The organism is Bifidobacterium sp. ESL0728 (genome assembly GCF_029392015.1).
Lineage (GTDB): Bacteria > Actinomycetota > Actinomycetes > Actinomycetales > Bifidobacteriaceae > Bifidobacterium.
On the sequence record NZ_CP113925.1, the window covers coordinates 813,927 to 839,937 of the forward strand.

At 56.9% G+C, this 26,011-nt stretch carries 21 protein-coding genes; 13 read left to right on the top strand and 8 right to left on the bottom strand.

Annotated elements, in window-relative coordinates:
* Positions 1 to 69: 69 nt before the first annotated feature.
* Both OZX67_RS02935 and OZX67_RS02940 read right to left on the bottom strand, forming a co-directional pair.
* Positions 70 to 789 (bottom strand): MgtC/SapB family protein, encoded by a 720-nt coding sequence (locus OZX67_RS02935; protein ID WP_277144009.1) that lies wholly within the window; start codon positions 787 to 789, stop codon positions 70 to 72.
* Positions 790 to 792: 3 nt separating this feature from the next.
* Positions 793 to 1,692: a glycosyltransferase family 2 protein gene (locus OZX67_RS02940; protein ID WP_277144011.1), complete on the bottom strand. Its 900-nt coding sequence runs from the start codon at positions 1,690 to 1,692 to the stop codon at positions 793 to 795.
* Between the two features lie 56 nt (positions 1,693 to 1,748).
* On the opposite strand from OZX67_RS02940, the gene OZX67_RS02945 reads away from it, so the two are divergent.
* From OZX67_RS02945 to OZX67_RS02990, 10 genes are all read left to right on the top strand, one after another.
* Positions 1,749 to 3,353: an AI-2E family transporter gene (locus tag OZX67_RS02945; RefSeq protein ID WP_277144014.1), complete on the top strand. Its 1,605-nt coding sequence runs from the start codon at positions 1,749 to 1,751 to the stop codon at positions 3,351 to 3,353.
* Between the two features lies 1 nt (position 3,354).
* The gene (locus OZX67_RS02950) at positions 3,355 to 4,578 is read left to right on the top strand and encodes a glycosyltransferase family 2 protein (RefSeq protein ID WP_277144016.1); all 1,224 of its coding nucleotides are present in this window, start codon (positions 3,355 to 3,357) and stop codon (positions 4,576 to 4,578) included.
* Between the two features lie 7 nt (positions 4,579 to 4,585).
* On the top strand, positions 4,586 to 6,100 hold the full coding sequence (locus OZX67_RS02955; protein WP_348519612.1) for a D-alanyl-D-alanine carboxypeptidase: 1,515 nt from the start codon (positions 4,586 to 4,588) through the stop codon (positions 6,098 to 6,100).
* Positions 6,101 to 6,110: 10 nt separating this feature from the next.
* Positions 6,111 to 7,199, top strand: coding sequence for a tRNA lysidine(34) synthetase TilS (tilS, locus tag OZX67_RS02960; RefSeq protein ID WP_277144018.1), 1,089 nt, complete (start codon positions 6,111 to 6,113; stop codon positions 7,197 to 7,199).
* Position 7,200: 1 nt separating this feature from the next.
* Positions 7,201 to 7,764: a hypoxanthine phosphoribosyltransferase gene (gene hpt / locus OZX67_RS02965; RefSeq protein WP_277144874.1), complete on the top strand. Its 564-nt coding sequence runs from the start codon at positions 7,201 to 7,203 to the stop codon at positions 7,762 to 7,764.
* On the top strand, positions 7,761 to 9,914 hold the full coding sequence (gene ftsH / locus OZX67_RS02970) for an ATP-dependent zinc metalloprotease FtsH (RefSeq protein WP_277144020.1): 2,154 nt from the start codon (positions 7,761 to 7,763) through the stop codon (positions 9,912 to 9,914). Before hpt ends, ftsH begins: the two co-directional genes overlap by 4 nt.
* Entirely contained in the window at positions 9,911 to 10,966 is a 1,056-nt protein-coding gene (locus OZX67_RS02975) for a hypothetical protein (protein WP_277144022.1), read from the top strand. Before ftsH ends, OZX67_RS02975 begins: the two co-directional genes overlap by 4 nt.
* Positions 10,963 to 11,514, top strand: coding sequence for a DUF3180 domain-containing protein (locus OZX67_RS02980; protein ID WP_277144025.1), 552 nt, complete (start codon positions 10,963 to 10,965; stop codon positions 11,512 to 11,514). The genes OZX67_RS02975 and OZX67_RS02980 overlap by 4 nt, the downstream gene beginning before the upstream one ends.
* A 221-nt stretch (positions 11,515 to 11,735) precedes the next feature.
* Positions 11,736 to 11,873, top strand: a complete 138-nt coding sequence (locus OZX67_RS02985; protein ID WP_277144027.1) for a hypothetical protein — start codon at positions 11,736 to 11,738, stop codon at positions 11,871 to 11,873.
* 215 nt (positions 11,874 to 12,088) lie between these two features.
* Entirely contained in the window at positions 12,089 to 13,015 is a 927-nt protein-coding gene (locus OZX67_RS02990; RefSeq protein ID WP_277144029.1) for an acyl-CoA thioesterase domain-containing protein, read from the top strand.
* A 48-nt stretch (positions 13,016 to 13,063) separates the two neighbouring features.
* Here OZX67_RS02990 and OZX67_RS02995 read toward each other — a convergent pair whose 3' ends face one another.
* Positions 13,064 to 14,023, bottom strand: a complete 960-nt coding sequence (locus OZX67_RS02995) for a hypothetical protein (protein WP_277144031.1) — start codon at positions 14,021 to 14,023, stop codon at positions 13,064 to 13,066.
* A gap of 287 nt (positions 14,024 to 14,310) precedes the next feature.
* On the bottom strand, positions 14,311 to 15,987 hold the full coding sequence (gene ettA, locus OZX67_RS03000; protein ID WP_277144033.1) for an energy-dependent translational throttle protein EttA: 1,677 nt from the start codon (positions 15,985 to 15,987) through the stop codon (positions 14,311 to 14,313).
* A 328-nt stretch (positions 15,988 to 16,315) separates the two neighbouring features.
* Between ettA and OZX67_RS03005 the strand changes: the two genes are divergently transcribed.
* The gene (locus OZX67_RS03005; RefSeq protein WP_277144035.1) at positions 16,316 to 17,206 is read left to right on the top strand and encodes a dioxygenase; all 891 of its coding nucleotides are present in this window, start codon (positions 16,316 to 16,318) and stop codon (positions 17,204 to 17,206) included.
* Between the two features lie 36 nt (positions 17,207 to 17,242).
* Here the strand turns inward: OZX67_RS03005 and OZX67_RS03010 are convergent, their stop codons facing one another.
* Positions 17,243 to 17,659 carry a peptide deformylase gene (locus OZX67_RS03010; RefSeq protein ID WP_277144037.1) on the bottom strand — a complete coding sequence of 139 codons (417 nt, stop codon included), beginning with the start codon at positions 17,657 to 17,659 and terminating at the stop codon, positions 17,243 to 17,245.
* Positions 17,660 to 17,954: 295 nt separating this feature from the next.
* Between OZX67_RS03010 and OZX67_RS03015 the strand changes: the two genes are divergently transcribed.
* Positions 17,955 to 20,051: a DEAD/DEAH box helicase gene (locus tag OZX67_RS03015; RefSeq protein WP_277144039.1), complete on the top strand. Its 2,097-nt coding sequence runs from the start codon at positions 17,955 to 17,957 to the stop codon at positions 20,049 to 20,051.
* Between the two features lie 617 nt (positions 20,052 to 20,668).
* Positions 20,669 to 23,638, top strand: a complete 2,970-nt coding sequence (locus tag OZX67_RS03020) for an excinuclease ABC subunit UvrA (RefSeq protein WP_277144041.1) — start codon at positions 20,669 to 20,671, stop codon at positions 23,636 to 23,638.
* A 9-nt stretch (positions 23,639 to 23,647) separates the two neighbouring features.
* On the opposite strand, the gene OZX67_RS03025 is transcribed toward OZX67_RS03020, so the two are convergent.
* From OZX67_RS03025 to msrA, 3 genes are all read right to left on the bottom strand, one after another.
* Positions 23,648 to 24,085 carry a PIN domain-containing protein gene (locus OZX67_RS03025; protein WP_277144043.1) on the bottom strand — a complete coding sequence of 146 codons (438 nt, stop codon included), beginning with the start codon at positions 24,083 to 24,085 and terminating at the stop codon, positions 23,648 to 23,650.
* Positions 24,075 to 24,386: a type II toxin-antitoxin system RelB/DinJ family antitoxin gene (locus tag OZX67_RS03030; protein ID WP_277144046.1), complete on the bottom strand. Its 312-nt coding sequence runs from the start codon at positions 24,384 to 24,386 to the stop codon at positions 24,075 to 24,077. The genes OZX67_RS03025 and OZX67_RS03030 overlap by 11 nt, the downstream gene beginning before the upstream one ends.
* Positions 24,387 to 24,876: 490 nt before the next feature.
* A complete protein-coding gene (gene msrA / locus OZX67_RS03035; protein ID WP_277144876.1) occupies positions 24,877 to 25,857 on the bottom strand; it encodes a peptide-methionine (S)-S-oxide reductase MsrA in 981 nt (326 codons plus the stop codon).
* Positions 25,858 to 26,011: the final 154 nt, after the last annotated feature.

The window sequence follows — 26,011 nt, forward strand, 5'->3', positions numbered from 1 at the left end:
ATATTAAACGTGAAAGAAAGACCAAAGTGATCGAATCAGCTATATAGCTAGGACTTAATTCACTCTAGGTCAATCGTTATTATTGATTCTTGTGACGGAAATCACTCCGTCGATGTCGCTCAGGTCCCCGATGAGTTCCTTGCTGTCGCGTCCGCGTACTTCAAGGTCTGCGGAAACAATGTGGCCTCGGCTGCCAGGCTCCTCGTCCTCCTGGTCTTTGGATTTTCTGGTCGAAAAGCCTTCGACGGAAACCCCGTGTTGGGCGCAGACTGAAAGGATTGAACGCAGGATGCCGTGGCCGTCCCGATATTTGAGGCGCAGCATATCGTCGCTGCCGATGCCAGGTGCGATGAGCCTGGTGAGGAAGGGCAGCAGCGTCACCGCCAGGAAATAGAGGATCGTACATGCCAAAGCCGGTACGAAAAGGCCCGCCCCACATGCCGAGCCGATGGCCGCTGTCATCCAGATGGAGGCTGCCGTGGTAAGCCCGCGCACATGCGAGCGTTGGGTGAAGACGACGCCTGCGCCGATGAAGCCGATGCCGGAGACGATCTGTGCGGCCACACGTGAGGCGTCCACCCTGATGTTGGGCGAGGCCGTGAGCATATCGATGAAGCCGTACTTGCTGATGATGACGAAGAGCGCCGAGCCGACGCCTACCAAGGCATGGGTGCGTGTGCCTGCGTCCTTGTGTCTTGCTTGACGTTCAAGGCCGATGAGAGTCGAGAGAACCAACGCCTCAAAAAGATAAAGGGCCTGCCAGCCCCACACCGTCAGTTGTGTTCCCATTTTTTATTGTTTTTCCTTTCCGACCGCTTCCGCCGCGTCATTCGTTTCGAGGGTGCGCTGCTCCTTGCTCCATATGCGTTGGGCTGGATTGACGTTTTTGTGGACCAGGTAGTTCTGATAGACCGGGTAGACGGCCCGCAGCATCGGGTAAAGGGCGTAAAGCGTGCGTTCGGTATCGTGCGACCGCGTATGGTTGGGATGGGCGTCAAAGGTATTCTGGAAGCGTTGCATGTACTTGCGGAACGAGGAGAAGGGCGTGTCCATACGCCGGGCGGAGACCCCTGTGATCATACGCTCGCAATAGACGGTCTTAAGCCCCTGATCGAGCAGGTGCAGGGAGATATCAATGTCCTCGTGCATGATGTCGGGCTTGTCGCGGCACACCTTGTCTTTGATTTTCTCCCATGCGCTGGCGCGCAGGGCCATGTTGGAGCCGAAGAGCAGCACCTTGTCGTTGTCCGCGCGATAGGTGACTTTGCGCACCTTGTTGTCACCATGAAGCCCAAGGTGTTTGGCCGGCATATCGTAATAGACCGCCGGTCCGGTGGCGCCCATGACGCTCGGGTCGTGCCCGAAGATGCCGGTGACGACCTTGACCCAGTCTGGTTTGAGCATGCAGTCCGCGTCGATGCGTCCATATACGTCGCCTTTGGCCACGGAAAATCCGAAGTTGCGGGTGGGAACGAGACCCTGCTCGTTATTCTGATGGACTAATTTAACGCAAGAAGAATCACCATGTTGGTCAATGAATCGCTGCACGAGTTCACAGGTCCGATCGGTCGATTTGTTGTCGACGACGATGACTTCGTAAGGCGCAATGGACTGGCAGACGGCGTTCGTCAGGCAGCTGACGATACGGTCCTGTTCGTTGTATGCAGGTATTACGATAGAAACTTTGACCATGATATACGAGGATATGCCTAGTTGCCTACACATGGGGCGGGGTAGGATTGGAAATCATGAAGGAACGCGGACAAAAAGATGGCGCCATCGAGAGCCAGAAAATAGATTTCGCTTCGGTTTTTCCCCAGAAAGGGGACTCCCGCAGGCCGCCGGATTGGTGGGGGCGGGCCCTGTTGTATACCGCGATAGCGGTTTTCGTCTGCATTTTCATCTTCAGGTCGTGGAGCAAGGTATCGTTCATCGTCCTCGACATCGTCATCTCCATCTTCGTGGCGCTCGCCATGGAGCCCCTGGTCGTTCGTCTGGTGCGGCATGGCTGGAAGCGTGGGGCGGCTGCGGCGGCCACCCTGGTCGGGCTCATTGTCATCGTGCTGGCGCTGCTTGGGCTGTTCGGCAACATGTTTGTGCAGCAAATGATTTCGATGATCAAGGGGATTCCCGACTTGTACTCACAGGCACAACACCTCGTTGCGCAATACACCGACTTCAAGCTTCCGGAAATCTCCAATCTCGGCAGCGAGATCGCCAAAAACCTGCAGACCTCGTGGGTCACCGATTTCGCGGGTCAGGCGCTGAGCACCACCGTGGGCCTCGTGAGCGCCCTGATCAACATCCTGACCATCGTCATGGTAACGTATTACGTTTCTGCGGCAGGTCCCAAGATGCGCAGGAGCCTGTGCCAATGGCTTGGCCCGGTCACCCAACGCCGCTTCCTTTTGGCCTGGACCGTCGTGCAGGACCAGATTTCCGGTTTCCTTTTCTCGCGTACGATCCTTGCCGCGTTCAACGCGTTCTTCACCTCGATATTCCTGATGATCATCAAGGTGCCCAATTGGCTGCCCCTGGCCCTTTTCTGCGGCATCGTTTCCCAGTTCGTCCCGACCATCGGCACATATATCGGCGGTGCTTTGCCGGTCATCTTCGCCTGGTCCTCGCGTGGCTTCCTCTACGGAGTGGCCGTGGTCGTCTTCATCGTCATCTACCAGCAGATTGAGAACCTCATCATTTCGCCGAAGGTCTCCCAGCGGACCATGGACTTGAACCCTGCCATCGCCTTCCTTTCGGTCTTGGTATTGGGGGCCGTCTTCGGCGCCCTTGGCGCGTTCCTCGCCCTGCCTATCACCGCAAGCCTGCAGGCCCTCTTCAAGGTGTATACCAAGCGTTATGAGCTGGTGGAATCGCCGTTGATGAGCGATCCGGTGCCGGTCAAGAAGTCCAAGGTCGTCGCCGGGGCCGAAGCGTTCAACGAACATGTGGTGCAGCCGGTCGCCCAGCGTATGCCGCGTGCCGCCAAAGGCTCGAGCGCAAGGGTCCCCGTCGACGATACGCTGCGCAACCTGCGCGACGAGGCCTATCGCATCTCCGTCGAATCGAATGCCAAGTCCACGTCTCGCGACCTCGATGAATCCGAGACCATCGCCATCCCCAAGGGCGTGCTTTCCGAAACCGAGAAGAGGGAGCGCAAGCCGCTTAAGGGAATCGCAGAGGACGGTTCCGACGATCTCGACACCCAGGAGTTGCAGCAAGACAAGGCCAAAGCCACCGGTGCCGCGGAAAGCAAAAAACCAGACGTTAAGGCGAAGGGTGCCGCCCAAGGTAGAGTGGGCAACGACAAAACGGAGAACGAGAAGACGGATAATCCGAGGAGCAGGTGGCGCTGATATGGTATTGCTGAATATCCTGGACATCCTGATGTTCATTCTGGGTGTCGTAAGCCTCGGCTACCAAGCGGTCTGCATTGTAGCATCGCTCTTCCATCATCGTATTACGTTTCCGGAAGCGCCGATGGACAAGCGTTATGCGGTGCTGATTTCGGCGCGTAACGAGGAAACTGTCGTTCCCAATCTCATCAATTCCATCAGGAACCAGACCTATCCTTCACGCCTTGTCGACATCTGGCTGGTGGCCGACAATTGCACCGACAAAACCGCCGAAGAAGTGCGTAAGATGGACTGCAATGTCGTCGAACGCCATAATCTGCAGCAGATAGGCAAAGGCTACGCGCTGACCTACCTGCTCGACGCGATGATCGACAAGGGCGTGGCCAACGACTATGACGCCTTCTTCGTCTTTGATGCCGACAACCGACTTGACAAGCACTATATCGAGGAAATGAACAAGGCCTTCCAGTCCGGCTTCAAGATACTGACGAGCTACCGCAACTCCACCAACCTTTCCGACAACTGGGTCTCCTCGGGTTCGGCGCTCTGGTTCATCCGCGAATCTCGTTTCTTGAACAACTCGCGCATGCTTTTCGGCTCAAGCTGCCACGTCGGCGGCACCGGCTTCATGTTCTCGCGAGAGGTGATGCAACGCAACAACGGCTGGAAATTCCACCTGTTGACCGAAGATCTCGAGTTCACGATGGATTCCGTGCTTCACGGCGACCGCATCGGTTACTGCGGCACGGCCATCCTCTACGACGAACAGCCTGATTCCTTCGGCCAGAGCTGGCGGCAAAGGCTGCGTTGGAGCAAAGGGTTCCTGCAGGTGTTCCGTTACTACGGGCCACTGCTGATCAAACGAGCCGTGCGCGAGCGCGATTTCTCCGCCGTCGATTTCACCATGCTCATCTGCCCGTTCACCGTGCTTGGCGTTCTGCGTGTGGTATTCGGCATTCTTTTTGCGGCCTTCGGCTTCGTCTCATGGTCGAGCCAGATCGGTTCGCTGTCCGGATGGCTGGTCGGTGGCTGCATGGGCCTCTTGGGTATGATGCTTCTGGCAGCGCTCACCGTCTTTGCCGAACGCGACCAGATCGGTGCCTCCAACAAGGAGCTTTTGGCCTATGTGCTGAGCTTCCCGATCTATATGGCCAGTTACGTGCCGATTTCCTTCCAGGCCATCTTCTCGAAGGCCCAGTGGAAGCCCATCGAGCACAAGGGCTAGGTTGGCTTTGAACGAGCATAGAAGAACGGTTGTAAATACAGCGGGACCATCTTATTCGTCTCATGGGGCGCATTCGCGTCAGGCCCTGCACCTCGCGCGCTATCGTGTATTGCGTATCGTCGTGTCGGCCTTGGTGACCCTGCTTGTCGCGGCCGGTTATTTCATGGCCGATATCAACGGGGTTATGCCCGGCCCGCTGACGATACTTCCCGCAGGGAAAACGACATCCTCCATTTCCGGTTCCGTCCGCGCCGCCCAATCAATCGCGGATTCGGTGGATCTCAATAAGCCGATCGACAAAAACGCGACGGAATCCATAATCAACGCCTTTGCCGCCACCCCAGGTCTGGGCGGTGATTTTTCGCTTGCCATCGCCGACTCTGACGGCAAGATTGTCGATTCGCGCAATGCTGATACGCCTCGTGAACCGGCTTCGACGATGAAGACCCTGACTGCGTTGGCCTCCTCCTCGACGCTTGATATGGGTTCGAGCTTCCACACCGACGCCCTGCTTGACCCGGTACCTGCCGGTGCAGGCCAGAAGCAGCAGCAAACAACGTTGACGCTCAAATCAGACGGGGACATGCTCCTCGGGGCGGGCGCGAGTGACCCCAACCATATCAACGGCAGAGCTGGACTCGCCACCCTCGCCGATCAGACCGTGGCGCAGCTGAAAAGCAAGAACATCAGCCAGGTTCATCTCAAATACGATGACACGATTTTCGGCTCCGTTCGTTCCCCCGCCGCCATCGCCTCCAACAACGTGGGCAACACCAATTTCACCGGCATCTCCTCGATGGCAGTGGATGGCGGGCGCCAATGGAAAGGCGTGGAGCACGATCCCGACCTTTACAGCGCTTATCCGGAAATGTCCACGACGCCGGCGCACGATGCGGCAGTGGTGTTCGGCTCCTTGCTGGCCCAGCGCGGCATTGGCGTGGACGGCGACGTCGCAGGCGGAAAAGCCGCGAAAAACGCCAAAACCATCGCGACGGTCACTTCCGCGACGTTGGCCGAGGTGATGGCTTTCACGCTGCGTCATTCCGACAACACGCTGATAGAGGAGTTCGGCAGGCTTCTGGCCTTGAAAACAGGTGCAGGCAACAGCCCGGAAGCCGCAACCCAGGCCGTCAAGTCTAGGCTCGACAAACTTGGCGTCGATACGGCGAACCTGCATATGGCCGATTGCTCCGGTCTTTCTGAAGGCTCCCAGCTTGAGGTCAAGACGCTGGTCGAAGTGCAGAGTCACAACCTCAAATCCGGTCCAGGTGCCGCCGCCGGTGAGGGTTTGTCTGTCCCCGGTTTTGTGGGCACTGCCAAAAACCGTCTGCAGGATTCCAGCGCGGCGGGGCTGCTGCGGGTGAAAACCGGTTCCCTGGATCAGGTGACGTCGATGGCCGGTAACGTTTCACGCAAGAATGGCGGGGTGCTGGCCTTCGCGGTCATCGTCAACAAGCCGCAGGATTATCTGGCCGCCAGGAAAGCGGTCGATGCCTTCATTTCGGCACTTGCCGGGCTGTGAGGATCGGGAGATGGCATATTCGGCGACAATAAAAAAGGCTGTGGGCGACCTGCGCAAAACCTTGGCGGAAATAGGAATCGAGCGGCAGGACGTTCGCTTCGCCGAACACGGCGAGCATGCTCCCTTGCCCGGCGCCCCAACGGTTTTGGTGGCATGTTCCGGGGGACGGGACTCGATGGCGCTCGCCGCGCTGAGCCATATCGTCTCGGGAATGCTGGGAATCCATTGTGGGGCCGTCATCGTCGATCATCGGCTTCAGGCCGGTTCCGGCGAGATCGCGCAGGATGCGGCGTCGCGTTGCAAAGACTTGGGTCTGCAACCGGTCATCGTACGTACCATCAATGTCGGGGGAATTGGAAAAGGGCGCAGCGTTGAGGATGCGGCACGACAGGCGCGCTATGAGTCCATCATCGAAACCGCACGCGGTATCGATGCCGTTGCGGTGCTTCTGGCGCACACCCGCGACGATCAGTCGGAAACGGTTCTGATGGATGTGCTGACCCGTTCCGCCGGTATCGATGCGCTGGCCGGGATGCCCACAACGTTCGTTCGTGACGGTATCCGTTTCGTCCGACCGTTCCTTGACCTCACCCGTTCCCAGACCACCGCGATTTGCCGGGAACTGAAAATGACCTGGTGGGATGATCCGACCAACGGCGATACTGTTCCTCTCGACCAGCCTTTGCCGCAAAGCTATCCGCTGCGTTCGCGCGTGCGACACACCCTGATACCCTATCTTTCGCGTTTTTTCGACGGCGACGTTTCGGATCATTTGGCTCAGGCGGCACGCGTGGCGAGCGAGGACAAGGATTTTCTCGAGGCCGCGACCGAGGATTTGTATCACAATGCAGTCAAGCGGAACAGCGTTGACGCTGCGGTCGTTATGCTCGTCAAGCCGCTTGCCGATGCCCATCCTGCGATTCGCCGTCGTGTCATTGCCCGGGTGCTTGCCGAACTCGATATCCCGTTCGTTTCTTCGCACGTTCTTTCCATCGAGACGCTGGTGACCGATTGGCATGGCCAGGGTGCGCTTTCAATTCCCAGTAAATATTCAGTCAGTAGGCAGAAACACGTCATTCGCGTGTGTAAAAATGGATAACATGCAAATCGCGGATGTACAAGACGAAATTGACCATGAACTGGTGTCAAAAGCTCAGATTGAAGGCAAAATCAAGGAAGTGGCTGCGCAGGTGAGCAAGGATTACGCAGGCAAGGATCTCTTGCTTGTAGCCGTGCTCAAAGGGGCGGTAAACACGCTTGCCGCGTTTTCGCAGGCGTTGAGCATCAATGTGCAGATGGATTTCATGAGCCTTTCCAGCTATGGGGAAGGGTTTGAAAGCAGCGGGAAGATCACCGTTCGTCAGGATCTTTCCTGTGACGTCAAGGGTCGCAACATTCTGATTGTCGAAGACATCATCGATTCCGGCTATACGCTCGATTGGCTGGTTCGTGAGCTAAAAGGGCGTGGTGCGGCAAGCGTCGAGGTGTTTGCGCTGCTGGAGAAACCATCTCGGCGGGAGGTCGAGGTGCCCCTGAAATATAAGGGTTACGAAGTACCCGATGAATTCGTGGTCGGTTTTGGGCTTGACTATAAGGAGCATTTCCGCAATCTTGATTCCATCGCGGTTTTGAAGCCGTCTGTCTATGAAGGAGCAGCAGCATGAGCTATCCTCAGAATCCTCGCAATCCCATGGGGCCGATGGGTAACCAGAACGGATCAAACAATAACAACAACAATCCTTTCAACCCCTTCAACCGGGGCAACAACCCCAACAACGGCAACAGGAACAATAACAACAATCGCCGCAATAACAACAGCAACAAGGGCGATCGGAACCCCAACGAGAAGCGGCCGTTCTGGCAGTCGCCGATACTTTGGATTGTCGTATTGGTCCTGCTGGTGTTCGCAGGCTTTGAACTGTTCAATTCCAACAGCACACAGACCATCGATACCAAGGACGGCATGGAGCTCGTCCAACAGGGAAGCGCCAACCGCATCCAGGTCATCGACAACAAGCAGATGGTCAAGCTGAAACTCGATCAGAACTTCAAGAAGATCGACCCGAACACGAAGGCCGACCACGATTACGGACGTGATGTGCAGTTCTACTACACGCAGGCCGAAGGGCCGGAAGTCCTGAAAGCCGTGAAGAAGGCCGATCCTAAGAACGGCTGGACGGCGGACATGCAGTCCGATTCCATGATGGCCTACCTGATTTCCACTTTGCTGCCATTCGTGATTCTGCTGGCGCTTTGCTGGTGGTTGTTCAGCCGCATGAGCGGCGGTATGAACGGTATGCTCGGCATGGGCGGCAAGAAGGACAACGGCAAGCTTTTGGACGGGAAGACACCGACCACCAAGTTCTCCGATGTGGCCGGTGAGGAAGCCGCCGTGGCCGAAGTCGAGGAAATCAAGGACTTCCTCAAAGATCCTTCGAAGTACAAGGCTCTTGGTGCCCGCATCCCGCGTGGTGTGCTGCTTTACGGCCCTCCTGGAACCGGTAAGACGCTGCTCGCACGAGCCGTGGCAGGCGAGGCGGGCGTGCCGTTCTATTCCATGGCAGGTTCCGACTTCGTCGAGATGTTCGTCGGCCTCGGTGCCTCGCGTGTGCGGGACCTCTTCGACGAGGCCAAGAAGAACGCTCCGGCCATCATCTTCATCGATGAGATCGACGCCGTCGGCCGCAAGCGCGGTTCCGGCATGAGCGGCGGCCATGACGAACGCGAACAGACCCTGAACCAGTTGCTGGTCGAGATGGATGGTTTCGACAACGACACCAACCTCATCATCATCGCCGCCACGAACCGTCCTGACGTCCTGGACGAGGCATTGCTGCGTCCCGGTCGTTTCGATCGTCAGGTGGCCGTTGAGGCACCGGATCTGGAAGGCCGCGAGGAAATTCTCAAGGTCCATGCCAAGGGCAAGCCGTTCGTCCCCGACGTCGACCTGCATACCGTCGCTGTGCGCACGCCTGGCTTCACCGGTGCTGATCTGGCCAACGTGTTGAACGAGGCCGCGTTGCTCTGCGCCCGTGTGGGAGCCCAGTTGATCGACAACCGCGCCATCGACGAGGCCATCGACCGCGTCCAGTCCGGCCCGAAGCGTCAGTCGCGCGGCATGGCTTTGGACGAGATGCGCAACACCGCCTACCATGAGGGTGGCCACGCGCTGGTCGCCGCTGCGCTTCACAACACCGACCCGGTGACCAAGGTGACGATTCTGCCGCGAGGCCGCGCCTTGGGCTATACCGCCGTCATGCCGACACAGGATCGTTACTCGCAGTCCCGCAACGAGTTGCTCGACCAAATGGCCTATGCCATGGGCGGGCGTACCGCCGAGGAGATCGTCTTCCACGACCCGACCACCGGCGCCTCCAACGATATCGAGAAGGCCACGCAGATCGCTCGTAAGATGGTCATCGAATTCGGTCTGTCCTCCAAGCTGGGAGCCGTCAAGTGGGGCGATTCCGAGCACGGTGAGGATTCCGCCAACAACTTCATCCACGACTACTCCGAGCGCACGCAGGACGTCATCGACGAAGAAGTGCACGGCATGCTCGAAACCGCACACACCGAGGCTTGGCAGATCATCACCGAAAACCGTGATGTGCTCGATGAGCTGGTACGCCAGCTCCTGGTCAAGGAAACCTTGAACGAGAAGGAACTGAAGGTCATCTTCGCCAACTTGAGGATGGCTCCGGAACGCAAGCTCTGGCTCTCCGATTCCTCTCGTCCCGATTCCGACATTCCGCCGGTTCCGATTCCCGAATCGCTCAAGCGTTCGGTCGGTATGAAGCCGGAAGAGTCCGAGTGAGCGACATGTCGAATCCATTGATTGACGATTCGCAGGAATCGAGGGGCGTGGCAGCTGATGGCACGCCCCTCGGCGTTCAGGCGCGCCTTTCGCTCTCGTTCGATGAAACGACGAGTGAGGATATCGCCGCCGGGGCCGAGGTTTGGCAGCAGTTGCTTGAGGCCGTTAAGAGCGGCAGGGCACATGCCGAAGTCACGCTGAAACTCAATGATGGGGTCGGCGCGCGAAACAATGAAGGCGAAAGTGCGGACGAAAACGCTGTAAACAGTATTACGTTTGCTGATGTTCCGGTAACGATTGGTACGGGCCAGACCGACGATGAGAACAGCATCGCATTTTCGCAGGCAGCCGGAAGTACGGTTCCCACCAAGGCTTCGCTGGCCGGTGCGACGATAGCCGAGCAGCAGCGTCGTGACGAAGCGGACAAGGAACAAGCCCGGCAGCAAAACGATGCGGAAGATGTCTATGCCGTTCCGCGTCGTGCCATCATCGCCATGCGCAGCAAAACCAGCGATGCCGCCAAGCGGTTCCGATCAGCTATCGTCTCGCTTGACGCGGTGCCAGGCAATCAGGTCGAAGGCATTTCGCCGCTCTATCACGTCATGGGCGTCGACAGTTCCGATGCCAGCGCCGCAGTGATCCAGCTGACCACCAAGTTGAAGCCGCAGGCCATCATCTCGCTGCTTGATTCTTTGTCGGCCTCCCACGAAGGCGCTGTCACGTTGCGTTTAATTGACGTCGAGGGCGAGACCATGAACGCTCAGAACACGGCGCAAAACGCCGCTGATAATCCTTCTGACAACCTTGCTGATAGTGTTGCCGAAAATGCCTCTGAAAACGCTGCACAGGACGTTGCTCAAGATTTGGCCTACTCCATCGAACTGCCGTTGGCTGCGGCGAAAAAACAGGCCGAAATCCTCGCGCCATGGCTCGATATGGATCCCGATGCCGAGCTCGACGGCGACCCGGTCTCTTTCTTGCTTGCGATGGCACCTGATGCCGCCCGCGTCGGCAAGGTTGACGACCGCTGGATACTGGGGGATACGCAATGAGTGCACGACGGACCCCATGGTGGTATTACGTAATAGCAGCGTTGGTCGGCTTGCTGCTCGGCGCGATATTGGTCAAATCCGATGAAGTGAGCGGTCTCTCGCTGATCGGTGCCCCATGGTTCGTCGCGTTCGTCCTGATACTGCTGGGTGCCGCGGTTTTGATATTGGCTTTGCAGGTTCACCAATACGCCATCACTGACCCAAGAAGACGCAAAAGCTGGATCGACCCGACCAAAGCCGTGTATACGCTGGTGCTATGCAAGGCGCTTGGTATTGCCGGGGCGGGTCTTGCCGGTTGGTATTTGGCGCAGGCTTTGCTATGTCTGCCTCATTGGAGCATCCCGTATTTCCAGAACGTGGTCATCCAATGCGCGGTGACCGGCGTCATCTGCATCGGCGACATGGTGGTGGGCATCGTCGGCGAATGGCTTTGCCAGCTGCCGCCGAGCGAAGGTGCCGAGAACCCGAAGATCAAGGCCGCCAAGCGTCGCGAACGCCAGCGCAAACTTGCCGCCGGAGGCTCTATGAGCAAAAGAAGCGATAGCTGACCGGTAACACTTCGAATATTTGGTCCGTAACACATCAAATATCTGACTGGTAATGTCTGAATCTTCAGATTGGCAATGCTCCAAACGCAAGGACACAGCGAAGTGCTCACACGAACGTTTGAAAAGAACGGTGAACCCTACGACCTGTTGGTTTCTGAACCGCAACAGGGGACTCCGGGGAATTCTGGACGAAAGTCACACTGGAGCGCGACAGTGGCATCGTGTGGTCCCATCAGATCGGGGGTATCGACGGAGTTCAATCGACGCTGCTGGCTTTGGGGCTTGCGCGTAGGTTGCTCGAAGCCGCTGGCGGTTTCACATTCCTTGACAGCCCTGACCTGATGCTTTCCTGCGACTAACCGGTCAATTCCGCTAGTTTTCGTATACTTTTGGGGCCAAAAATGTACGTTTTCTCGCAGAACTTACTGATGAACACATGGATCTGAGTCATTCCGGTTGGTTGGAACAATAAACAAATAATGGACAGGTTCAGATATTGGCGAAATTCGGGCGAAAAGTTGGGCGGCGCGGATAGACTCACATAAGCGTTAATTCGACAGAATCGAGGAGTGACATGGCGGAAGTCAAGGCAAGCGACGCAGCGCAGCAAGCGGTTGAGGCGCTCAAGCTGAAAGCCGGGCAAGAGCAAGGCGGACGGACCGTCTTCCATGACGCCACGAACCTCTACTACCCCACCGAACGCATCTACGGTGGCCAGATGACCGCGCAGGCCATCATCGCTGCGACCGACACCGCCGACGATGACAAGGTCGCCAACTCCATCCATGCCACGTTCATCAAGGTCGGCAAGCTAGACGAGGAGACCCGCTACGAGGTCGAATCGCTGCGTGACGGCCGCTCCTTCTCCACACGCCGCGTGGACGCCAAGCAGGACAACCAGCTGCTCTTCACCGCCACGGTGAGCCTGCAGAAGGCCGGACAGTCCGGCGTGGAGTTCAACGACGACATGCCACGTAACCTTCCCGACCCAGAAACATTGACCAGTGCGAAGGACCTGATGGAGCCTTACGCTGAAAAGTCCGGGTTCGCCAAATACTATTCCTCCCAGTCGCCGTTCGACATCCGTCATATCGGCTCGACCGTCATGCTCGAACCCGACAAGGAAAGTGCCGACAAGGATTCAGGTAAACAGATGGTCTGGATGCGCATGGCCAGCCCGGTCAAGGCGTCGCAAAACGTCTACCGTGCGCTGCTGGCGCTCGAGTGCGACCAGGTGATGATGGAGCCGGATTTGCGTCGCGCTGGCCTGAGCATTTCGACGCCCGGCATCTTTTATGCCTCGATCGACCACTCGATGTGGTGGTATGACAATATCGATATGAACGAATGGCATCTTTACGTACAAGACGCTCCGGTCGCTGGCCATGGCCGCGCGTTGGGCATCGCCAAGGTCTATTCGGCCGACGGCAGGCTTCTGGCCGCGATGACGCAGGAAGCCACCATCCGCGTGCCGGAAAAGAAGGACGATAAGGAAAAGTAAATCTCGTCGGTTGTTAAAATCAGGATCTGGACACAATGAACAACATGTTCACCTGATTCTGGGAACTCCTGCGCAGACAAGGCGATGAGATAATAGATTCGGTCTGTTCACTTCCTGTGAGGAGATTCGAACGATTTCGGTGACCCCGGCACGCTTTAATGCCGATTCCCTACGACGTTCTTCGTTGACCACCTGCCATGTGTCTTTTCCATGTGTCATCTCGGGATTGATATATTTTTGCAGACCGTCGTATTCCAGGGCAATAACCTTGCCGCCAGCCGTGTGCCAAAGAAAATCAGCGCGATAGTGAGAACCGTCTTGGGGGTCGGTAAAGTCATGTTGCAGCTCCGGAGTTGCGAATCCCGCCTCGATGATAAGTGCCCGGCACAAGGATTCCCCGCCATTCTCACTTGCACCGTTGGCATAATGTAATAATTTCGATACCGCCAGAGTGTTCTTATGCATTGTTGAACAGATTTTTTCGATTGCCGAAGTCTCAAGAAGCTGTTGTCTTGCAGCCGAATCGAATAACGCCAATGCTTGGGAAAACGGGAAAAGCAAGGCACAATCCACCAAAGTTCGTGAAGGGTCGGTAACCGATACGTTTTCTACTTTCCAGCGATGAACATTTGCAATGTATAGACGATGCAGGTGCCGGTCTGAAACTGCCGATTTCGAATCCTTGGTGGCGATGAAGACTGATTTGTCATGATGCATCGACCATCCGTGTTCAAGCCTCAGCATCACGGCCGAGCTTGGTCCGGCGAAGTCCCAATGGGGATGTTTCCTCGCCAAGGTGCGGATCAGATGCCGGTTTTGCTCAATCGGGTCCAAGGTGGAGACGTACTCCACACGTGCATAGATGTTCTTATAGGGGCTGACCAGTAAGCCAGATTCTCGTTTGCGGGCCAATGCGCGTCGTTGCCCGTCATCCCTGCCATAGCAATATCTGCCTTTTGCTTCGGCTTGTGCCAGCATGCGGTTGATTTCCACCAGTTTTTGTCCCATAACACCAAATTAGCGTAAAACATTGGTATACAAGGGAAAAATAGGGTGCTGTGGTCGAATGATCGGCATCTCGGCGTGTCTGTGGATAACTTTCAGCAATCCACATCAATCCACAATACCCGATGATGGCTGTCTGACCCTTCAGACGGTTGTCAATTGTCCGTGGCACTTCTTCTCGGTCCCCATCCCGCTAGTAACAAGACAATCCCGCTAGAAAACGTACGTTTTGAGTATCAAAAACATACGAAAACTAGCGGGATTGTCTTGTTACTAGCAGAAGATGCTGTCTATCGGGTCAACTTGCGATGGATGCGGTGGGGGCGGGAGGCCTCCTCGCCGAGGCGCTTGACCTTGTCCTCCTGATAGGCCTGGAAGTTGCCTTCGAACCAGTGCCACTTGGCCGGGTTGTCGTCATCGCCCTCCCATGCGAGGATATGCGTGGCGATGCGGTCGAGGAACCAGCGGTCGTGGGAGATGACCACGGCGCAGCCGGGGAACTCGATCAGCGCGTTCTCCAGCGATTCCAGCGTTTCGACGTCAAGATCGTTCGTGGGCTCATCGAGCAGGAGCAGGTTGCCGCCCTGCTTCAGCGTCAGTGCAAGGTTCAGGCGGTTGCGTTCGCCGCCGGAAAGCATGCCGGTCAACTTCTGCTGGTCGCTGCCCTTGAAACCGAAGCTGGCGACGTAGGCGCGGGTCGGCACTTCGACGCCGGCGACCTCGATGAAGTCGTTGCCGTCCGAAACCGCTTCCCAAAGGTTCTTGTTCGGGTCGAGACCCTCGCGGTTCTGGTCGACGTACGAGATCTTGACGGTCTCGCCGATGGTCAGCTTGCCGCTGGTGAGCGGTTCTTTGCCCACGATGGTCTTGAACAGGGTGGACTTGCCGACGCCATTGGGCCCGATGATACCCACGATGCCGTTTCTCGGCAAAGTGAAGGAGAGGTCGTCGATTAGCACGCGGTCGCCGAACGCCTTGTGGATGTGTTCGGCCTCCAGCACCTGCGAGCCCAGACGCGGCCCCGGCGGGATGACGATTTCGGAGAAGTCCAGCTTCTTGGAGTTGCGCGCCTCGTTCTCCATCTCGTCGTAGCGCTCGAGCCTGGCCTTGTTCTTGGCTTGACGGGCCTTAGGCGAGCTCTTGACCCATGCGATTTCGTTCTTCAAGCGCTTGGCGAGCTTGGCGTCCTTGGCGCCCTGGATTTCCATACGCTTTTCTTTGGTCTCCAAGTACGTGGAGTAGTTGCCCTTGTAGGGGTAGAGATGGCCGCGGTCGACCTCGCAGATCCATTCGGCTACGTTGTCCATGAAGTAGCGGTCGTGGGTGACGGCGATGACGGCGCCTTTGTAGGAGTGCAGGAACTGCTCGAGCCAGAGGATGGATTCGGCGTCGAGGTGGTTGGTCGGCTCGTCGAGCAGCAGCAAATCGGGGGCTTCCAGCAGCAACTTGCACAGCGCCACGCGACGGCGTTCGCCACCCGAGCAGACCTTGACCGGCGTATCCGGGTCCGGACACTGCAAGGCATCCATCGCCTGCTCGAGCTGGGAGTCGATGTCCCAGCCGTCGGCCGCGTCGATCTCTTCCTGCAGCTTGCCCATCTCGGCCATCAAAGCGTCGTAGTCGGCGTCCGGATTGGCCATTTCCTCGCCGATTTCGTTGAATCGGTCGACCTTCTTGGTGATGTCGCCGAAAGCGGCTTTGATGTTCTCGCCGACGGTTTTGTCTTCGTCCAGCGGCGGTTCCTGCTGCAGGATGCCTACGGAATAGCCGGGGGTCAGCTTCGCCTCGCCGTTGGAGACGGTTTCCTGCCCCGCCATGATCTTGAGCAGGGTCGACTTGCCCATGCCGTTGGGGCCGACGACGCCGATTTTCGCGCCCGGCAAAAAGCTCAGGGTCACGTCGTCAAGGATCACACGGTCGCCATAGGCCTTGCGAGCATTGATCATCTGGAAAATGAATTCAGCCAAGTATTCGTTCCTTCGTTCTGATGTGTGCTATGTCTCATTGCGTTTCAAACATTCCGCAAGGTTTGCCTTACCCGCGGATTCAAGCCAATTTTGGCATATCGAGTAGACGTTTCGGCGAATCTTTGCGCTCGGTTTAATGACGGTTTTGTGCATTTTGTCAAGAAATGACGCTTACTTGGGAACAAATCGACGCGGTGATATGTTGGGTCTGGTAATGTGCTCGTTTCAACCTGTATGTTGTGACGTCATACGATTATGCTGTATTTGATATGACCTCCGCGACTGGCGGATTGAGAAGTACTCGGAAACCCGTGAAGGGAGCGGCACGATGGAACAGGAACTGACCAACCTGCCGGCGAATCTGCCGGAGGCTTTGCCTATTGAAAACCCGCTGAGCTCGGCCGATGCCCGGGTGCCGGCCGAAATCGAACAGTCTTCAGGGCTGCTTTTGCAGGGCAGACGTCTGCGTTCGTTCGCCTACACCACCGACGCTGCTGTAATACATAACACCAATGCCGACGCCATTCTCGCCGTTTACCCGTTCACTGGCCAGCCGGTCATCAATCAGGCCGTGCTTTCCGTGGCGCAGGCCCCGGTGTTCGTGGGCGTCGGGGGAGGCACCACCACCGGCACGCGCGTGCTCGAACTGGCCGTGTTTGCCGAGATGCAAGGTGTTGCTGGCGTTGTGTTGAACGCACCCAGCGAGGTCGAGATCGTGCGCGAGGTCGCCATGACCGTGCACGTACCCGTGATGGCGACGATTGTGCAATGGGACGATATGGTGCAGCGCAAGATCGAGGCCGGGGCAAAGATCATCAACGTCGCCGCCGGCAGGAACACCGCCGAAGTGGTGGCGCACGTTAAGGACCGTTACCCGGAGATTCCTGTGGTCGCCAGTTCCGGCGGTTCCGCGCAATCCATTCACGAGACCATCGAGGCCGGTGCCAACGCACTTTCGTGGACGCCTCCGAGTGCCACCGAACTGCAGAAACAGATGATGGAACGTTACCGTCGTGGCGAAACCGGCCATGCCGACGGTGTCCAAAGCGCTCCCAGCTCGCCATTCCCGAATGTCAACCCGAACGGCACCTCCAAGAGTTTCTATACTTCCACAGCCAGCATGGGCCATCCCTATACCGATGTTCCACCGGCCAAACAGCCGAGTCCGCGCCACAAGAAGCAAACCCCGCCCAGCGATGCCGTCGTCGAATCAAACTGAACGAGAAAATCCGAAATTCAGGTTCTAGGCAATGTCTCAGATGAGCACGCCGTTGCAGTGGTCGATTTCGTGCTGGATGATTTGTGCCGTCCAACCGCTGAAATTGGCGATACGCTCCTTGAATCTCCTATCTTGGTAGCGTACCCGTATCGTTTCGAACCTTGTTGTCTTTCTGGTTGATTCCAGCGAAAGGCAGCCTTCCTCGGTTTCGTACGGACCTGTCTTTTCGATGATTTCGGGATTGAACATCGTCATTATGCGGCCGGTCAACTCGTCGTTGAATACGATAATTCGTTTGTGTTCGCCGATCATGTTCGCGGCCATGCCCACGCATCGTTCGGCATTCGCTTCGAGCGTATCCTTTAGATCCTGTGCGCAGCTCAAGTCGTCTGGTGTCGCTTGGGAGCTGGGCTGGGCGAGAAACGCCGATGAGGTTGTGATGGGTTGCTGCATGATGTCGTCCTTCGTATGTCGTCCGCGTCGTTACTTGACTTCCAACGATAGTATCCGATGTCTCTAATGCCGTACGATATGCTGAATTCGTGCCGAGGAAGCAGGAATTGCCAATATCCTCGTTGTGGGGCGCGTCTGATATAGTGAATTGTCCATTGAGAAGCCGGGGTCCGCACATATGAGAGACAGGTCGGCTTCAATCTTTTGAAAGGCTATTGTGCCGAAGCGTCGTACTCATAAAAATAATTCAGACAACTCTGCTGATTTTAGGGGCGGAGAATATGCAGGCTCACCAATGAATAATCCTGATTCCTATAACTCGAACAAGTCCAAATCGAAACAGGCCGAAGAAGCTGCCGAAAGCGCGGCTGCCTACGCCAAGACCGGCGACCAGCCCGAGCGCAGCTTCGCCGAACTCGGCGTGCCGGGCCCGCTGGTAAGCGTGCTGGCGCGTGACGGCAAGACCGTTGCCTTCCCGATTCAAGCCGACACCCTCGGCGACTCCCTGGCAGGCCGCGATGTACTTGGCCGAGGCGAGACCGGAAGCGGCAAAACGCTGGCATTCGCCATCCCGCTGGTCACCCGTCTTGGCGAACAGGGCGAAGGCGAGGCCGCGATGCGCGATTTCGAACGCATGGACCGCGGCGACCGCAAGGCTCAGAAGCGCGCCATGCTGCCTCATCCGCATGGGATGATTCTTGCTCCCACGCGCGAACTGGTCAACCAGATCAACGAGGTTGTGGCTCCGCTCGCCGCTGCCTATGACATGCAGACCGCTACCATTTACGGCGGGGTCAAATACAGTCGCCAGATTTCCGAGCTCAAGGCCGGTGCCGAAATCATCGTCGCCTGCCCCGGGCGTCTCGAGGATCTGCTGCGCCAAGGCGCGCTTTCCATCGAGGACGTTGAGGTCGCAGTGCTTGACGAGGCCGATGAAATGGCCGATATGGGCTTCCTGCCTTCCGTGCAACGCCTGCTTGAGCAAGTCGATCCCAACGGCCAACGCATGCTCTTCTCCGCGACGCTTGACCACGGCGTCGATAAGGTGGTCAAGCAATTCCTGCACGACCCGAAGATCCACGAGATCGCACCCGCCGATGCTCAGGTCGACACCATGACCCATCACGTCTTCGAGGTCTCGCAGGGCAACAAATACGAAGTCATCCGCGAACTCGCCAGCGGCAAGGGCAAGCGTATCCTCTTCACCCGCACCAAATATCAGGCTAAAAAGATGGCCGACAAGCTCGTCAAGGAGGGCATCCCCGCCGTCGACTTGCAGGGCAACCTTTCGCAGAACCAGCGTGACCGGCATCTGGCCGCGTTCACTTCCGGGGACGTCAACGTGCTTGTGGCCACTGATGTGGCCGCGCGCGGCATCGATGTCAGCGACGTGGCGATGGTCGTGCAGACTGAGCCGCCGGAGGACCCGAAGTCCTTCCTGCACCGTTCCGGCCGTACCGCGCGCGCTGGTGAATCCGGCGACGTGGTGACGCTCGTTTTGCCGCAGCAGCGCCGCGACGCGCGTCAGATGCTGCATCGGGCCGGTATCAAGGCCAAGAGCCAGCAGATCGTTCCGGGAGCTCCTGAGCTGGAAGAGTTGGTGGGGGAGCACGCCCCGCTGGTCGAAGGCTGGACGCTTACGGTGCCCGTGGTCAATCGCAGGGCCGGGCGCACTGGCCGCGGTGGACGCAACGAAGGTCGCGGCGGGCGTGGTTACGGACGCAAAGACCGTGGCGGGCGTCGTGATCGTAACAACCGACATGGTGATTCCGGACGTTCGTTCAACAAACGTGGCCGTGACGATTCCTTCGAAGATGCCGGTGGCCGTGGTGGCCGTGATGGCGGTTTCAACGATTCCAGAGATTTCAATGATTCACGTTCGCATGGCGGACGCCGTGACGGGCACAAGAACCGCAATCCGCGTTACGATGACGGTCAGGGGCCAATCGATGGTCGTTCCTCGCGCGGTCGTCGTGATGATCGTCGCTCGCATAAATTCTATGATGACGATTACCGCAAGGGTAGCGGCAAGCGTTCGCGCCATTCCGATTTCGATGAACGTGGCCAGCACGGGGGCAAGAGCAAGAACCGTCATTATGAAGGCAAGCGTTCCGGCGGACGCAATGGCGGCTATTCCGAGGGTTATGGCGATTCCTACGGTTCCGGAAAGTCAAACCGTCACGGTGGCTACGGCAAGTCCGGCGGTCGTGGTCGTGGACGTGACGAAGGTTACGAAGGCCGTTCAGGTGGTCACGGACGCGATGGCAGCCGTGACCGCAACGATGGTTACCAAGGTCGTTCCGGAAACCGCAACCAGCGCTCGCGCAAGGCCGACGGTTTCCACCGTTCGCATGGTAAGCGCAACTCGACCCCGTTCCGTCGTTCACGCTGAAAACGCAACTCGCCCCGTCTGCTGTTCGCTCTGAAAGCGTGCTGTGACAGTTCGATTCGCTGTCCGTTAGCTCAACCTATCTCATCAAAGATGTCATGGATTCCCATGGCATCTTTTGCTTTGCCGTCAGAAAAGTGCATTTTGTATCACGTAAAGTGCACTTTTGTGACGTTAACGTCGAAAAGGTGCAGGTTATGGGTCGTAAAGTGCACTTTTTCAATGTTGCCGTCGAGAAAGTGCAAATTGTGGAGGGCAAGGTGCACTTTCCGTACGGTGGTGTCAAGAAGATACAATCGGGCGGTTGAGGTGCACTTTTTACACGGTGGCGTCACGAAAGTGCAGGTTATGGGTCGTAAAGTCCACTTTTTCTACGGTAGCGTCGGGAAAATGCGTGTTATCGCTGACAAGGTGCACTTTTCCATCAGTGGCGTTAGAAAAGTGCGGACTATGGAGGGCAAGGTGCACTTTTTGCACGCTGATGTCGGCAATGTGCAAGCTCCGTCGTGTAAAGTGCGCTTTTCCGGCGTAAAGGCCATGATTATGCTCCTATAAGACACTGGGTGGGTGCAGCGAATAGAGTTGACATCGTGAATGATGGCAAAGATGGGGTGCATACGATGAACGCGACGAGTGGTGACGACAATAATCGGAAAGATCGCGCCGGAACCAATGTAGCCGGTTCTTCAATCCCGCAGGCCATCGAAGTGCGGGGCGCCCGCGTCCACAATCTTCAGGATATCGACGTTTCCATTCCGTTGAACGAACTTGTCGGCATCGCAGGGGTTTCAGGTTCCGGCAAATCGTCGCTGGCGTTGGGCGTGCTCTATGCCGAGGGTTCGCGTCGCTATCTTGACGCGCTTTCGACCTATACCCGTCGCCGGATGACTCAGGCCGAGAAACCGCAGGTCGATTCCGTACGGTTCATCCCGCCGGCTTTGGCGCTGCGACAGCGTCCGGACGTCGGCGGCATGCGCTCGACTTTCGGCACTTCAACGGAGACCCTGAACGTGCTGCGGTTGATGTTCTCGCGACTCGCCTCGCATCGCTGCCCGAACGGGCATTATCAGAAACCGACGCTCGATGTCGCCGCCGAAATCCCGATTCATTGCGCTGTCTGTGGCGCACTCGTCGAACCTCCCAGCGCCGAGCAGATGGCGTTCAATTCTACCGGTGCCTGTCCGAAATGTCAGGGAACCGGAACCATTCACGAAGTCAACGATTCCGCGTTGGTTCCTGACGAAAACCTCACCATCGACGAAGGTGCCGTCGTGCCGTGGCGCACGTTCGGTTTCAACGTCCAGCCCGATATCGTCCGCGAATTCGGGGTGCGCACCGATGTTCCGTTCAAGGAACTGACCGACAAGGAACGTGACGTCGTTTTCAATGGGCCGGAGGAGAAGAAGCCGATTACCATCACTTCGATCAAAGGCGTGCACCATATCGACTTCACGTTCCGCAACGCGAGGTTGACGGTGACCAAGGAACTCGATCGTGCCAACGACGAGAAGCGTCTGGCCAAAGTCTCGAAGTTTCTGGTCGAGAGGACTTGCCCGGATTGTGGCGGGTCGCGTTTGAATGTTGCAGCAAGAGCTCCGAAAATCGGCAAGTATAACCTTGCCGAGGTCACGGCATGGCCGTTGCGCAAGGTGCTCGAATGGGCCAAAACGGTTCCGGAATCCTTGCCGCAGGATATGCGACAGATGGCCGAAAGTCTGGTCGATACGTTAGAGGACATGGGTCGCAGGCTCATCCAGCTTGGTTTGGGTTATTTGACACTCGATCGCGCCAGTACCACACTTTCCACCGGCGAACGGCAGCGTGCCCAGCTCTCGCGTGCAGTGCGCAACGAGACCACGGGCGTGCTATACGTGCTCGACGAGCCTTCCACCGGCTTGCATCCGGCCAATATCGAAGGACTGATTGGTGTGATGCGAGACTTGCTGGCTTCCGGCAATTCTGTGGTCTTCGTCGACCATGATGTCCACGTTCTCAACGCTGCGGATTATTTCATCGAAATGGGTCCGGGTGCCGGAAGCCGGGGTGGGCGTATACTCGCGCAAGGTGCGCCGGCTGAAATATTACATAACCCGAAGTCACGTATCGCCGGTTTTCTTGACGGTTCCCAGCCGGTAGTTGTCCGCAAACATCTCGCGCTGCCGCCGGTTTCTCCGGACTTGCGCAGGTTTATGAATATGCCAAGTCCGAATGATGAGGTCGCCAATTATCAACGCAAAGGTGATCAACAATCGAATCATGTTCATGCAAAAGTGACTTCAGCCAAGGCTGTAACCACGCCAACGGTTGGTGATCAAGCCAATGTCTCGGCGAATGTCGCAGTGACTGATTCCCATTGGATCACCATGGCCACCGATACCATCCATACCGTGCATCCGCTGCATGTCGCCATTCCGCGCGGGCGGATGACCGCAGTCACCGGCGTCTCAGGATCCGGTAAAACGACGATGATTCTGGAGTCGCTGATTCCCGCTTTGCAGGCGCAAGAGAACCACACGCCGCTGCCGTCACATGTTCGTTCTCTTGATGCTGCCGGCATCACACGTGTGCGCTTGGTCGATTCCACGCCCATCGGTATCAACGTTCGTTCGACGGTCGCCACCTACACAGGCATCATGGATATGCTGCGTAAGGCATTCGCTTCTACGGCATCAGCCAAGAAGCGCAAGCTCAAGGTCTCCGCGTTTTCCTACAACACCGGAACGCTCCGTTGCCCGCAATGCGACGGTACCGGTCAGATCAGCCTCGATATCCAGTTCCTTCCTGACGTCACCATCATCTGCCCGACCTGCGAAGGACGGCGATATCGTCCGGAAGTCAACGATGTGCGGCTCGCGACGCCGACGCATCCACAAGGGTTGACGCTTCCCGAAGTGCTGGATTTGGAGGTGGACGATGCCCTCGATGTCTTTGCCCTCAATGCCGATTTTGGCTCGGCTGCGGGTTCGTCTTCTGATTCGTCTTCACGTCGTTCCTCTAACCAAAAACGGCTAACTCCGGCTGGTTCGACTTCCGGTTTATCTTCACGTAATACATCTAATCAAAAACGGCTGTCAGCTTTGTCTGGTGCCTCAGATGCCAATGAATCTTTGAATGATTCCGATTCTGGCGATATGATCACCTTGGCCCTGCTTAAACGTATTCACAAGGCGCTGGAAACGCTTCACGACCTCGGCCTCGGCTACCTCACCTTGGGAGAAGACACCCCGAACCTTTCCGGTGGCGAAGCTCAGCGTCTCAAGCTTTCCAACGAACTCGGCAAGCGGCAGAGCACGTCGCTTTTTGTCCTTGACGAACCGACGACCGGTTTGCATCCACTGGACGTGCGTACGTTGATTGACGTCTTGCAACGCCTCATCAAAGGCGGAGCCACGGTGATCTTCATCGAGCACGACCTCGATATGATCGCCAACGCCGACTACGTCATCGACATGGGCCCAGGCGGTGGCGAGGAAGATGGTACGGTCGTCGCCACCGGCACGCCTGACGAGATTGCCGATGACCCCGCCAGCATCACCGGACGCTACCTGGCCCAACATCTGGCTGGTAGTGATAGCCAAGCAGCAAAGTGAAACGCTGTTTTATCCTTCGGTTAGTCCGTCATCGAGATTACTGACAAACTCGTCACTGCTGATTTTGGGCACTGACGAATTGAGGAATGCCTTGGCATCGCGCGAGACAAGGCAGTCGGCCTGCCAACGCTCGGCACATGCGCGGATAATCCCGTCTTCAAAATCTGGTTCGTCGGAATTGACTGCTGTTTTGCAAATCGCATTGTCGATTGGGAGAACTTCGAAGGCGTCGATAAATCTGCGCATCCAATTGCGTCGTTTCGTTTCTGGCATGTCATGACGCGAGATGTAATAGGCATCTTTAAGACTTCCCGCGCAGACTGCGACATTGGGCTCGTGGCTATGGGAGACTCGCATGAAGAACGAAAATGCTGCATCCGAATTTGGGCGGTCGGTGGCCATGATATCAAGCAGAAAATTGGTATCTAGGAAAATTTTATTTTTCACGGTGTGACAACTCCTCTTTGACGTCATCCGGTGTGAGTCTTCCCATATAGGAAGGCAATTTTATCGACGCCCTATCTGCCTTGGCTTCTTCAATCATTTTCTCGGGATCCATCTGATGCTTCGGGTACCCGATTTTGAACCCGGTGGGGTAGGAGGATGGCTGGAAGGGTAGCATGCCGTCGCGCACGCTCTGTTTCAGGAACATCGTGATGGCCGTGGTCATATTGAGCCCCATTTTTTCGAAAAGCTCCGCCGCGTCCTGCTTGAGTTCCGGGTCGATGTTCATCGTCAGTTTTGCCATGTCGTCCTCTTTGAAGTTCCGTACCGTATTTTTCGGTATCTTCAGTATAGGACGAGTAGCAGTATGTTGTATAGTCAATGTACCCATAATAACCTTCCAATAGCCGTATCATTTCTCTTATTCATCAAGTCTATTGGTGCTATACGCCTCGATGCAAGCTGAAACGGGTACTGTGGTCGGATGCTCGAAACCCTTGGAACGAAGCCGATTTGAGTATCAAAAAGCGGTGTGGATAACTATTTTCTTATCCACACCGCCATGTACAAGCCAAAACCTCGGTTGAGCTATATTGAATCCAGCTCGATCTGGGTTTCGGTTCTGCGTCCCGAGTCGGGTCCAAAACCTGATTCAGTCGTTTGCAACAGACTCGGGTTCCTATTTCGCCTGATTCAGGTTTCGGTTTTATCTCGCCTCAGCTGCGTTCACTTTGTGTAGAGACTCGGTCTTGGTTGAGTTCCATCCCCGGACTCAGCCCAGCCCCGGCTCCAGCTCACTGAGCGCTGTCGAGCAGCTTCAGATACTTGCCGTACCCCTGCGTTTCCATCTGGTCGCGCGGCACGAAACGCAGCGAGGCCGAGTTCATGCAGTAGCGCAGCCCTCCGCGCTCCTGTGGTCCGTCATCGAAGACGTGGCCCAGATGAATCTGCGAGTTGGCGGTGCGGATTTCGATGCGCGGCCGGCCGGGAAGTTTGGTGTCGCGGTGCTCGGTCAGGGCAGACGCGTCGATCGGCTTCGAGAACGCCGGCCAGCCGCAGCCTGCGTCGAACTTGTCAGTGGAAAGGAACAGCGGTTCGCCGCTCACGACGTCCACGTAGATGCCGGGCTCGAAGTTCTGGTCGTATTTGTTGGTAAACGGACGCTCTGTAGCGGCCTCCTGGGTGACCGCATACTGCTCCGGGTCGAGATCCCAGACGCGCTCGATATAACGCTGGCGCTTGCCGACGTTCAGGAGTTTGGCCACCGGAATATGGCAGTATCCGCCGGGGTTCTTGTCAAGATAATCCTGATGGTAGGTCTCGGCGGGGTAGAAGTTGCGCAGCGGCTCGACAATCACCGCTGGTTCGCGTCCCTCACGTGCCGCAAGCTGTTGCAAAGCCTTCTCGTATATGGCCTTCTGCACTTCGTCAAGGCAAAACATGGCACTTCGGTACTGCCGTCCGGTGTCGTTGCCCTGCTGATTCACTGAGAACGGGTCGATGACGTCCAAAAACAGCAGCGTCAGCGTCCGCAAGGTTACGCGTTTCGTGTCATAGCTCACGCGCACGGTCTCCGCTGCGTCGGTGGCCCCGGAGCAGACCTCTTCATACGTTGGGTTCGCCTTGCGAGACTGCGCGTAGCCGACCTGCGTGTCGGTGACCCCATCGACGCCTTGGAAATACCGTTCGATGCCCCAGAAACACCCGCCGGCGAAGTAAGCGGTCTGGGTCTCCGCGCTGGTCGTGTTCCCATTTTGGTTTTCGTTTTTTGCCATATTGTTATCCTTGCCCGCCTTTGTTTCCGTGGTTCCGGCCGCCATGCCCGAGAAATCGTCTGTGCTCGTCATATCTCCTCCATATCCATTTCCTGCTGTTTCCGTTATTCGCGCATTGCTCACAGTGTGCCACAAATCTGCCCAAAAGGATATA

Coding starts and splice junctions, on each gene's coding strand:
- OZX67_RS02980 (WP_277144025.1), top strand. CDS start 10,963: ATGAGTGCACGACGGACCCCATGGTGGTATTACGTAATAGCAGCGTTG.
- msrA (WP_277144876.1), bottom strand. CDS start 25,857: ATGGCAAAAAACGAAAACCAAAATGGGAACACGACCAGCGCGGAGACC.
- OZX67_RS02945 (WP_277144014.1), top strand. CDS start 1,749: ATGAAGGAACGCGGACAAAAAGATGGCGCCATCGAGAGCCAGAAAATA.
- OZX67_RS02940 (WP_277144011.1), bottom strand. CDS start 1,692: ATGGTCAAAGTTTCTATCGTAATACCTGCATACAACGAACAGGACCGT.
- OZX67_RS03015 (WP_277144039.1), top strand. CDS start 17,955: ATGAATAATCCTGATTCCTATAACTCGAACAAGTCCAAATCGAAACAG.
- OZX67_RS02990 (WP_277144029.1), top strand. CDS start 12,089: ATGGCGGAAGTCAAGGCAAGCGACGCAGCGCAGCAAGCGGTTGAGGCG.
- OZX67_RS02950 (WP_277144016.1), top strand. CDS start 3,355: ATGGTATTGCTGAATATCCTGGACATCCTGATGTTCATTCTGGGTGTC.
- ftsH (WP_277144020.1), top strand. CDS start 7,761: ATGAGCTATCCTCAGAATCCTCGCAATCCCATGGGGCCGATGGGTAAC.
- OZX67_RS03020 (WP_277144041.1), top strand. CDS start 20,669: ATGAACGCGACGAGTGGTGACGACAATAATCGGAAAGATCGCGCCGGA.
- hpt (WP_277144874.1), top strand. CDS start 7,201: ATGCAAATCGCGGATGTACAAGACGAAATTGACCATGAACTGGTGTCA.
- OZX67_RS03030 (WP_277144046.1), bottom strand. CDS start 24,386: ATGGCAAAACTGACGATGAACATCGACCCGGAACTCAAGCAGGACGCG.
- OZX67_RS02935 (WP_277144009.1), bottom strand. CDS start 789: ATGGGAACACAACTGACGGTGTGGGGCTGGCAGGCCCTTTATCTTTTT.
- OZX67_RS03005 (WP_277144035.1), top strand. CDS start 16,316: ATGGAACAGGAACTGACCAACCTGCCGGCGAATCTGCCGGAGGCTTTG.
- tilS (WP_277144018.1), top strand. CDS start 6,111: ATGGCATATTCGGCGACAATAAAAAAGGCTGTGGGCGACCTGCGCAAA.
- OZX67_RS02995 (WP_277144031.1), bottom strand. CDS start 14,023: ATGGGACAAAAACTGGTGGAAATCAACCGCATGCTGGCACAAGCCGAA.
- OZX67_RS03010 (WP_277144037.1), bottom strand. CDS start 17,659: ATGCAGCAACCCATCACAACCTCATCGGCGTTTCTCGCCCAGCCCAGC.